Annotated in this window: 10 protein-coding genes; 9 read left to right on the top strand and 1 reads right to left on the bottom strand. The window is 47.1% G+C overall.

All coding sequences use genetic code 11. The annotated features are described in order from the left end of the window. The first annotated feature begins 86 nt into the window (after window positions 1-86). The 7 genes from tsaB (at window position 87) to rseP (ending at window position 6,901) form a co-directional block, all read left to right on the top strand. A complete protein-coding gene (tsaB, locus tag ACT8YW_RS19715; RefSeq protein WP_008998746.1) occupies window positions 87-776 on the top strand; it encodes a tRNA (adenosine(37)-N6)-threonylcarbamoyltransferase complex dimerization subunit type 1 TsaB in 690 nt (229 codons plus the stop codon). Between the two features lie 36 nt (window positions 777-812). After that, a complete protein-coding gene (locus tag ACT8YW_RS19710) occupies window positions 813-1,424 on the top strand; it encodes a DUF4290 domain-containing protein (RefSeq protein ID WP_004296797.1) in 612 nt (203 codons plus the stop codon). Window positions 1,425-1,453: 29 nt separating this feature from the next. Beyond that, a complete protein-coding gene (gene murA / locus ACT8YW_RS19705) occupies window positions 1,454-2,758 on the top strand; it encodes a UDP-N-acetylglucosamine 1-carboxyvinyltransferase (RefSeq protein ID WP_444106880.1) in 1,305 nt (434 codons plus the stop codon). After that, window positions 2,755-3,297, top strand: a complete 543-nt coding sequence (rimM, locus tag ACT8YW_RS19700; protein WP_004296795.1) for a ribosome maturation factor RimM — start codon at window positions 2,755-2,757, stop codon at window positions 3,295-3,297. The genes murA and rimM overlap by 4 nt, the downstream gene beginning before the upstream one ends. A 75-nt stretch (window positions 3,298-3,372) precedes the next feature. Continuing rightward, window positions 3,373-4,233, top strand: coding sequence for a M23 family metallopeptidase (locus tag ACT8YW_RS19695; RefSeq protein ID WP_004296794.1), 861 nt, complete (start codon window positions 3,373-3,375; stop codon window positions 4,231-4,233). Between the two features lie 14 nt (window positions 4,234-4,247). Then, on the top strand, window positions 4,248-5,417 hold the full coding sequence (locus ACT8YW_RS19690; RefSeq protein WP_004296793.1) for a 1-deoxy-D-xylulose-5-phosphate reductoisomerase: 1,170 nt from the start codon (window positions 4,248-4,250) through the stop codon (window positions 5,415-5,417). 128 nt (window positions 5,418-5,545) lie between these two features. After that, window positions 5,546-6,901, top strand: a complete 1,356-nt coding sequence (rseP, locus tag ACT8YW_RS19685) for an RIP metalloprotease RseP (protein WP_004296792.1) — start codon at window positions 5,546-5,548, stop codon at window positions 6,899-6,901. A 108-nt stretch (window positions 6,902-7,009) separates the two neighbouring features. Here rseP and ACT8YW_RS19680 read toward each other — a convergent pair whose 3' ends face one another. Then, window positions 7,010-7,891 (bottom strand): hypothetical protein, encoded by an 882-nt coding sequence (locus ACT8YW_RS19680; protein WP_122136996.1) that lies wholly within the window; start codon window positions 7,889-7,891, stop codon window positions 7,010-7,012. Between the two features lie 186 nt (window positions 7,892-8,077). Between ACT8YW_RS19680 and ACT8YW_RS19675 the strand changes: the two genes are divergently transcribed. Then, a complete protein-coding gene (locus ACT8YW_RS19675) occupies window positions 8,078-9,415 on the top strand; it encodes a DUF5690 family protein (protein ID WP_004296790.1) in 1,338 nt (445 codons plus the stop codon). A 37-nt stretch (window positions 9,416-9,452) separates the two neighbouring features. Then, window positions 9,453-10,238 (top strand): phosphonoacetaldehyde hydrolase, encoded by a 786-nt coding sequence (phnX, locus tag ACT8YW_RS19670; protein ID WP_444106879.1) that lies wholly within the window; start codon window positions 9,453-9,455, stop codon window positions 10,236-10,238. Window positions 10,239-10,336: the final 98 nt, after the last annotated feature.

Here is a 10,336-nt window from a genome sequence, read left to right as displayed (position 1 = left end):
CTTAAAGTTTTGTGCAAAAGTACACGAATATTTTAAGAATTGGAAATAATCATGTAAATTTGCGACAATTTAATAAGCTGATTTTTATGTCGTGTATACTGAATATTGAAACCTCTACCTCTGTTTGCTCGGTAGCGGCCAGTCAAGACGGACAGACGATTTTTGTGAAAGAAGACTTGAAAGGCCCTTCACACGCCGTGTCTTTAGGAGTTTTTGTAGATGAAGCATTGTCGTTCATAGACAGTCATGCCATCCCTTTGGATGCCGTTGCAGTGAGTTGTGGACCGGGTTCGTACACCGGACTCCGAATCGGGGTTTCTATGGCGAAAGGAGTTTGTTACGGGCGCAATATACCCTTAATCGGTATCCCGACGCTGGAAGTATTGAGTGTTCCGGTGCTGTTGTATCACGACTTGCCCGAAAACGCTTTGCTTTGTCCGATGATCGACGCCCGCCGCATGGAAGTATATGCAGCCGTCTATGACCGTCGTCTACAAGTGAAACGTACAGTTGCCGCCGACATCGTAGATGAGAACTCTTACCTGGAGTTCCTGAACGAACAACCGGTTTATTTCTTTGGAAACGGAGCCGACAAATGCCGCGAACAGATCACGCATCCGAACGCACATTTTATCGACAATATCCATCCGCTAGCTAAAATGATGTTCCCACTGGCAGAAAAAGCAGTGGCCGATGAAGACTATAAAGACGTGGCTTACTTCGAACCTTTCTACCTGAAAGAATTCGTTGCCTCCATGCCGAAAAAGCTTCTTTAATTTTTTAATTTTTAATTCTCAATTTTAATTTAACAAATGCAATACAATACTCAACAGAAAAGAATGCCGCTTCCCGAATACGGACGTAGCATCCAGAACATGGTAGATTATGCGTTGACCATTCAGGATCGTGCAGAACGCCAGCGTTGTGCTAACACCATCATCAACATTATGGGAAATATGTTCCCCCATTTGCGTGATGTACCCGATTTCAAGCACAAGCTTTGGGACCACCTGGCTATCATGTCCGGTTTTGAGCTGGATATTGACTATCCGTATGAAATCATCCGCAAGGACAATCTGGTGACCCGCCCGGACCATATCCCCTACTCCACTGCCCGTATGCGTTACCGTCACTACGGACATACGCTGGAAGTACTGATAAAAAAAGCGATCGAATTCCCTGAAGGAAACGAAAAGAGAAACCTGATTGCCCTTATCTGCAACCACATGAAAAAGGATTACCTGGCATGGAACAAAGATACAGTGGACGACAAAAAGATTGCCGAAGACCTGTACGAACTGTCCAACGGGGAACTCCAAATGACCGACGATATCGTCCGGCTGATGGCAGAACGCCTGAATCAGAACTACCGTCCGAAGACGAACTATACCAACAATCGTCAAAACAATAAAAGAAGATACTAAACACTTTATACTTAATACTAAAAAAATTAATGGCTTCATTTGTAATCGAAGGAGGACATCGGCTTAGCGGAGAAATCCACCCGCAAGGAGCTAAAAACGAAGTTTTGCAGATAATCTGTGCCACGTTGCTGACCGCAGAGGAAGTGACGGTGAACAATATACCTGACATTCTTGATGTCAACAACCTGATTCAGCTCTTGCGGGAGATGGGAGTGACGGTTGCGAAGAAAGGCATTGATTCTTATAGTTTTAAAGCAGAAAATGTAGACCTGGCTTATCTGGAAAGCGATGAATTCCTAAAGAAATGTTCCAGTCTGCGAGGCTCTGTGATGCTTATAGGTCCCATGGTGGCACGTTTCGGCAAGGCATTGATTTCCAAGCCGGGAGGAGATAAAATCGGTCGCCGCCGTCTGGACACTCACTTTGTAGGTATTCAGAATTTAGGGGCCGACTTCCGCTACGACGAAGAGCGGGGTATCTACGAAATAACGGCCGACAGACTTCAGGGAAGCTATATGCTACTGGACGAAGCATCTGTCACCGGAACAGCCAACATCGTCATGGCAGCCGTACTTGCCAAAGGTACGACCACCATTTACAATGCCGCCTGCGAACCCTACGTGCAACAACTCTGCCGGTTACTCAACCGGATGGGAGCCCAAATCAGCGGTATCGCATCCAACCTGCTCACCATCGAAGGCGTGGAAGAACTGCACGGCACGCAACACACCGTACTGCCCGACATGATTGAAGTGGGCAGCTTCATCGGCATGGCGGCAATGACGAAAAGCGAAATTACCATCAAGAATGTTTCTTACGAAAATCTTGGAATCATCCCCGAGAGCTTCCGCCGTCTGGGCATCAAGCTCGAACAGAGAGGAGACGATATTTACATTCCCGCACAGGAAACATACCAGATAGAATCATTTATCGACGGCTCCATCATGACGATAGCCGACGCCACCTGGCCGGGACTGACTCCCGACTTGCTAAGTGTGATGCTCGTTGTAGCCACACAAGCCAAAGGCAGCGTACTGATCCATCAGAAAATGTTCGAAAGCCGCCTGTTCTTTGTGGACAAACTGATTGACATGGGTGCACAGATCATTCTCTGCGACCCTCACCGTGCCGTAGTCATCGGACACAACCACGGCTTCAAGCTGCGCGGCGCCCGCCTGACTTCACCGGATATACGTGCCGGTATCGCCCTTCTGATTGCCGCCATGAGCGCCGAAGGAACCAGTACCATTAGTAACATCGAACAGATAGACCGTGGTTATCAGAACATCGAAGGACGTCTGAACGCTATCGGAGCCAGAATCACCCGGATATGATAAAGAAAGAAGAAGTATACAAGATAGGATTATTCAATAAACCGCACGGGATCCACGGCGAATTGCAATTTACCTTCACGGACGATATTTTCGACCGTGTGGACTGTGATTACCTGATATGTCTGCTCGATGGCATTTTCGTGCCTTTCTTCATCGAAGAATACCGCTTCCGTTCAGACTCCACTGCCTTGGTGAAACTGGAAGGAGTCGACAGTGCCGAACGTGCCCGAATGTTCACCAACATTGAAGTCTACTTCCCCGTGAAACACGCCGAAGAAGCGGAAGATGGCGAATTATCCTGGAACTTCTTTATCGGTTTCCAGATGGAAGACATCCATCACGGACTTCTGGGAGAAGTCATAGATGTAGATACCACTACGGTAAACACCCTTTTCGTGGTTGAAGGAGCGGAAGAAGAGGAACTGCTCGTTCCCGCCCAGGAGGAATTTATCGTAGGAATAGACCAGAAACAGAAACTCATCACGGTGGAACTTCCCGAAGGGTTGCTCAATCTGGAGGAATTGGAAGATGACCGGTGAGAACGAATCAAACGATGAGCCGCTCATCCACTGAAAATAGTAAATAGTAAATAGTAAAAACAGTAAATACCCGAGATGCCAAAGAGAAGACGAAGTAAAGCTTTCTGGAAAAATTTCAAGTTCAAGTATAAACTAACGATCGTTAATGAAAATACACTTGAAGAAATTGTCGGACTTCGCGTATCCAAGCTCAATGGACTTTCCGTATTACTTTGCGTGCTGGCGGTACTTTTCCTGATCGCTTCCTGCATCATCACCTTCACCCCGCTGCGCAACTACCTCCCCGGATACATGAACAGTGAAGTCCGTACACAAATCGTGGACAATGCCCTGCGTGTAGACTCTTTACAACAAGTGCTCAACAAGCAGAATCTTTACATCATGAACATTCAGGATATCTTCAGTGGAAAAGTATCCATCGACAGCGTGCAGACACTCGATTCACTGACCACTGCCCGCGAAGACACACTGATGGAACGTACCAAACGGGAAGAAGAATTCCGCCGTCAGTATGAAGAGAATGAAAAATATAACCTGACCTCCATCACTTCCCAACCGGACGTGACCGGACTCATTTTATACCGTCCGACACGAGGTATGGTGTCCGACCACTTCAATGCCGAGAAGAAACATTACGGCACCGACATCGCCGCCAATCCCAACGAAAGTGTATTGGCAACCATGGACGGGACCGTCATCCTAAGTACATACACCGCCGAGACAGGTTATCTGATTGGCGTACAACATAACCAGGATTTAATTTCAATCTATAAACACTGCGGCTCCCTCCTGAAAAAGGAAGGTGAACGCGTGAAAGGAGGGGAAGCCATCGCTCTGGTAGGAAACAGCGGCACACTTAGTACAGGGCCGCACCTCCATTTCGAACTTTGGTATAAAGGTCATCCGGTAAATCCCGAAAAATACATCGTATTTTAAGTGATAATAGAAAAATGAATATAGAGACTAACAAAAAGAAAAAACAAATAGCTATCCTAGGCTCAACAGGCTCCATCGGGACGCAGGCTCTGCAAGTCATCGAAGAACATCCCGACCTGTACGAAGCCTATGCGCTGACAGCCAACAACCGCGTGGAACTACTGATTGCCCAGGCACGGAAGTTCCAGCCGGAAGTGGTAGTGATAGCCAACGAAGAAAAGTATTCCGAACTGAAAGAAGCATTGAGCGACCTGCCCATCAAAGTGTACGCAGGCACAGACGCTATCTGTCAGATTGTAGAAGCAGGCCCCATCGACATGGTGTTGACAGCCATGGTCGGTTATGCCGGACTAAAACCAACCATCAACGCCATCCGCGCCAAGAAAGCGATTGCGTTGGCCAATAAAGAAACATTGGTAGTAGCGGGCGAACTGATTAATCAGTTGGCACAACAATATCGCACTCCGATTCTGCCGGTAGACTCTGAACACTCTGCTGTTTTTCAGTGTTTAGCGGGAGAAGTGGGTAACCCGATCGAGAAAGTGATATTGACAGCCTCCGGAGGTCCGTTCCGCACTTGCACCTTGGAACAGCTGAAATCCGTCACAAAGACGCAAGCCTTGAAACATCCCAACTGGGAAATGGGAGCAAAAATCACAATCGACTCCGCTTCCATGATGAATAAAGGTTTTGAGGTGATCGAAGCCAAATGGTTGTTCGGTGTTCAGCCCAGCCAGATCGAAGTGGTGGTGCATCCGCAATCAGTCATCCACTCGATGGTGCAGTTTGAAGACGGAGCTGTCAAGGCACAACTTGGGATGCCAGATATGCGCCTGCCCATCCAGTACGCATTCTCCTACCCCGACCGTATCAGCTCTTCTTTCGACAGACTCGATTTCTCCCAATGCACGAATCTGACGTTTGAGCAACCCGATACGAAACGGTTCCGCAACCTGGCACTCGCCTACGAAGCGATGTACCGCGGAGGGAATATGCCCTGTATCGTCAATGCTGCCAATGAAGTAGTGGTAGCCTCTTTCCTGAAAGACGGCATCAGCTTCCTCGGCATGAGCGACGTAATAGAGAAAACAATGGAACGGGTTGCCTTCATCGCCAATCCGACATACGACGATTATGTAGCTACGGATGCGGAAGCAAGGAAAATAGCAGCCAGTCTGATATGATCCGCTTCATCCCATTGATGAACAAAGAAAATAAAGAAATTGATTAGTATTAATATAAATTGAAAATAGCCTTTATATCCTCTCTTCGGTAGAGAATTAGTTGAAGGCTTTAAACTGTAATAGACTATATGGAAACATTTTTGATTCGTGCCCTGCAATTGATTATGAGCTTATCCTTGCTCGTTATCGTTCATGAAGGCGGGCATTTTCTTTTTGCCCGTTTGTTTAAGGTGCGTGTAGAAAAATTCTGCTTATTTTTTGACCCTTGGTTCACCCTTTTTAAGTTCAAACCCAAGAAAAGTGACACAGAGTATGCAGTAGGCTGGTTGCCATTGGGCGGTTATGTCAAAATAGCCGGCATGATTGATGAGTCGATGGATACCGAACAGATGAAACAACCCGAACAACCGTGGGAGTTCCGTTCCAAGCCGGCGTGGCAACGTCTGCTGATAATGGTGGGTGGCGTACTGTTCAACTTCCTGTTGGCACTGTTCATCTACTCCATGATTCTTTTTGCATGGGGCGACCAATATATAAAGGTACAGGAAGCCCCTCTTGGTATGGAATTCAACGAGACTGCCAAAGCGGTAGGTTTCCAGGACGGTGATATCCTCCTTTCTGCCGACGGTGTTCCTTTCGAACGTTATGACGGCGACATGTTGAGCCAGATTGCCGATGCACGCGAAGTAAGCGTCATCCGTAACGGGGCAAAAGCCTCCGTCTATATCCCGGAAGACCTGATGCAACGCCTCTTGGCAGACAGTGTCCGCTTCGCCTCCTACCGTTTCCCGTACGTTATAGACAGCGTAATGGTGAACTCTCCTGCCGCACAAGCAGGAATCCAGGCAGGTGACAGCATCATCGCCCTGAACGGAACACCGATCTCTTTCTCCGACTTCAAAGAAGCGATGGCAGAACGTAAGAAAAACGAAGCAACCCTGCTCAAAGACAGCATAGATCCACGTCTAATCACGCTGACTTATGTGCGTAACGGTGCAACAGACACGCTAAGTATGCGTGTAGACTCCGCCTACCTGATGGGTGTAACCGCCTGTCTCGTCACAGACCGTCTGCTCCCTATGGTAAAAAAAGAATATGCCTTCTTTGAATCCTTCCCCGCAGGTGTCTCCCTCGGTGTGAAAACCCTGAAAGGCTATGTAGGAAACATGAAATACCTCTTCTCGAAAGAAGGAGCCAAACAGCTGGGCGGCTTCGGAACGATCGGTAGCATCTTCCCCGCTACCTGGGACTGGCATCAGTTCTGGTATATGACAGCCTTCCTTTCCATCATCCTGGCTTTCATGAACATCCTCCCTATCCCCGCATTAGACGGTGGCCACGTGCTCTTCCTCTTCTACGAGATGATAGCCCGCCGCAAACCGAGCGACAAGTTTATGGAATACGCCCAGATGACCGGTATGATTCTACTCTTCGGTCTGTTGATATGGGCTAACTTCAATGATATTTTGCGATTCTTCTTCTAGCGAATATAACGATAGAAAGATAGAGAAAACATATACAAAAAATCATCCCGGATGAAAAAGGTTTTAAAACCAATTCTCATCCGGGATCTTTTTTATTGTTGTTTGTCTTTAAATCTTCAACATCTTCTTCTCTCTCTCCAAATCCGTCTCATCCAACTTAGGTGAAGGCACCGTACACGTTTTGATATAATCCCCCTCCTGACACGTATAATTATAGTACACCTCCAATTCCGGAGTCAAATCCGCCCGCGGAACCAGACACCCTTCCATCTCCAGAAACTGATTAACATCCGTACTATCCGACTGTTTCACCAGCACAATACGACGTGCAATCGGATTATGATTGTAGTCCAGACAGAGATAAAGCCCTTTCAGCATATTCGGAAACTCATAATGCGGAAGTTGCAGGTAAATAGTCACCAGCGCAAACTGTGGCAAATCCCTTTCGTTGAACATCAGGTAAGAGTTCTGATGATTACTGATAATCCCGCTCCCCCAATGCACCGACTTATACGCATTAATCATCCCTACCTTCACATATTCATTATTCTCGGAAGCACAAATCATGTACGGCTCGATCTTCAGGCTATCCGTAGAAGACGACAAACTGTAACTAAGATACATACCGCTATAATTATACACCTCCTGCACAGACTCTTTCGCCTCCTTCCCCAGCAACTTGATAAAAGAGTTGCCACTCTCCGCCTCGCTCTGCACGTCCGGCTCCATCTCCTGAAGCAACAGCCTCACCGATCCCACATTATTTAATAAGCGTTTCTTGGAAACATTATTCACCAGTGCCAAAGCTTCATCCAACGCCTCGTCCGGTGTGCGTGTTTTCAATAAATCGATATAAGCGGGAAGCACACTCGAATACAAAGCAGACAACACACTCGGAGCCATATCCACCCGGTCGGCAATTTCTTTCATCTTCACCCCGTTGTTGCGCAGGTACTCTATTCTTTTATAAATATCCGTAAGTTCGTCCATGATTTTCGGTTTGTTAATTGATTCCATTGCAAAGGAATGACTAAGGTATTATGTTTGTATTGCATGAATATTACATTAATATTTCAGTACACTTAAAGGCTCATATATACAATATGATTCATTGAAATTCATTTTTTCGTTCGCTCCGACACCCTACTTTTGCACCGGAAACAAAAAAATAGCATTATGAATTTCAAAGAAAAACTGTCGCCTTCGGCCCAAAAGAAACTTTCCGATTTACTCTTTATCCTTTATGCGGGAGGAGCGGCACTGCTATCCTATTCATTAGTCTACGCACTACGCAAACCGTTCACCGCCGCCACGTTCGACGGCATGGAACTATTTGGTATGGACTATAAGATAGCCACCAGCATCATCCAGATATTCGGATATATGGTATCCAAGTTTATCGGGATCAAACTTATTTCCGAACTGAAGAGAGAAGGCCGCCTGAAATTCATTCTTGTTTCTATTTTAGTGGCCGAACTCTCTTTGGTTCTTTTCGGATGCCTACCCCGCCCGTTCAATGTGTTGGCGTTGTTCTTCAACGGACTGTCGCTTGGCTGTATGTGGGGAGTCATCTTCAGCTTCCTCGAAGGACGCCGGGTGACGGATCTGCTCGCTTCCCTTTTCGGACTCAGTATCGCAGTCAGTAGCGGCACAGCCAAATCCATCGGACTTTTCGTTGTCGACACCCTGCACGTCAGTGAGTTCTGGATGCCTGCACTGATCGGTGCGGTAGCATTGCCCTTGCTGGCAGGACTGGGCTATATCCTCGATCACCTGCCCAAACCGACTGCCGAAGACAAAGCACTGCGTGTGGAACGTGTCACTCTCAACAAACAACAACGCTGGAACCTGTTCCGCAGCTTTGCTCCCATATTGACACTGCTTTTCTTCGCCAACCTCTTTCTCACCGTTTTGCAAGATGTCAAGGAAGACTTTCTGGTGAAAATCATAGACGTCAATGCCGCCGGACTTTCCCCGTGGGTATTCGCCAAAGTGGACGGTGTAGTCACACTGATTATCCTGGCCATTTTCGCCACCCTAGCAGTGATGAAAAGCCACATCAAAGTACTTTCCGTTCTATTGACCCTTGTCATTGCGGGAGCAATCACACTTAGCACTGTGGCATTCAACTACCATACCCTGCAACTTTCTCCGCTCGTGTGGTTATTTATCCAGAGCCTCTGCCTCTATTTTTCCTACTTGAGCTTTCAAACCATTTTCTTCGACCGCTTCATCGCCTGTTTCCGCATCAAGGGAAATGTAGGTTTCTTCATAGCGATGGTCGATTCCATCGGCTACACAGGCACAGTGGTGGTATTGGTAGTGAAAGAATGTTTCAACCCGGATTTGAATTGGCTGGAATTCTACAATACGATGGCAGGGACAGTAGGAATCGTCTGCACCTTTGCGTTCACCTTAGCAATGATTTATCTGACACAAAAATACAGAAAAGGGAAACAGGGTGAAATACGCGGGAACGAATCCTGCCCCGTCCCCTCCCTCGCTTCTTACTAATTTCTGACGAATAAACCAATATTATATAGAAACAAGAATGAAAAAGATTGAATGTATTATTATGGACTGGGCTGGTACAGCCGTTGACTATGGATGTTTTGCCCCCGTGGCTGCTTTTATCGAAGCATTTGCCGAAAAAGGACTGGTAATCGATGTTGTACAGACCCGCAAACCAATGGGACTACCCAAAATTCAACACATCCGCGAACTACTTTCCATGCCTGACGTGAACGAACAGTTTACCGCCCGTTACCAACGCGCCTGGACGGAAGAAGACGTGGTAGAACTAAACCGCCTTTTCGAGAAGCATCTCTTCGCCTCTCTCGAAAACTACACAGACCCTATTCCGGGAGTAATCCCAACTTTGGAAAAATTGCGTGCCGCAGGTATTAAAATAGGATCGACCACCGGCTATACCCGCGAAATGATGGATGTAGTTCTCCCCGCCGCACAGGCAAAAGGATACCACGTGGATTATTGTGCCACCCCCAACCTGCTTCCCGCCGGACGTCCCGCTCCTTACATGATTTTTGAGAACCTGACGAAATTAGCAGTCCCCAGCCTCGACGCCGTTATAAAAGTGGGTGACACGATTGCCGATATTCGCGAAGGAGTAAACGCGAAAGTGTATAGCATAGGCGTGATTCTTGGCAGCAATGAAATGGCACTTACCGAAGCTGAGACAAAATCAATGCCTGCCTCCGAACTCGAAGCCCGCATCGCCGATGTCAAAGAGCGCATGCTTGCCGCAGGAGCTTCTTACGTGATACGCACTATCGAAGAACTTCCCGCACTGATTGAAACGATCAACGCCGGCAACTAACATTCAAGCCCGCACCCAACAATCAGAAAAGAAACAAAATCATTTATTTATGCGAATCAGCAGTTGACAATCTTCTACCTTTTCGCTTGTTAAAATGT

The sequence above is a fragment of the Bacteroides sp. genome (assembly GCF_052357945.1).
Lineage (GTDB): Bacteria > Bacteroidota > Bacteroidia > Bacteroidales > Bacteroidaceae > Bacteroides.
Note: the sequence above shows the minus strand (reverse complement) of the source record. Positions and strands in the feature narration are given on the sequence as shown.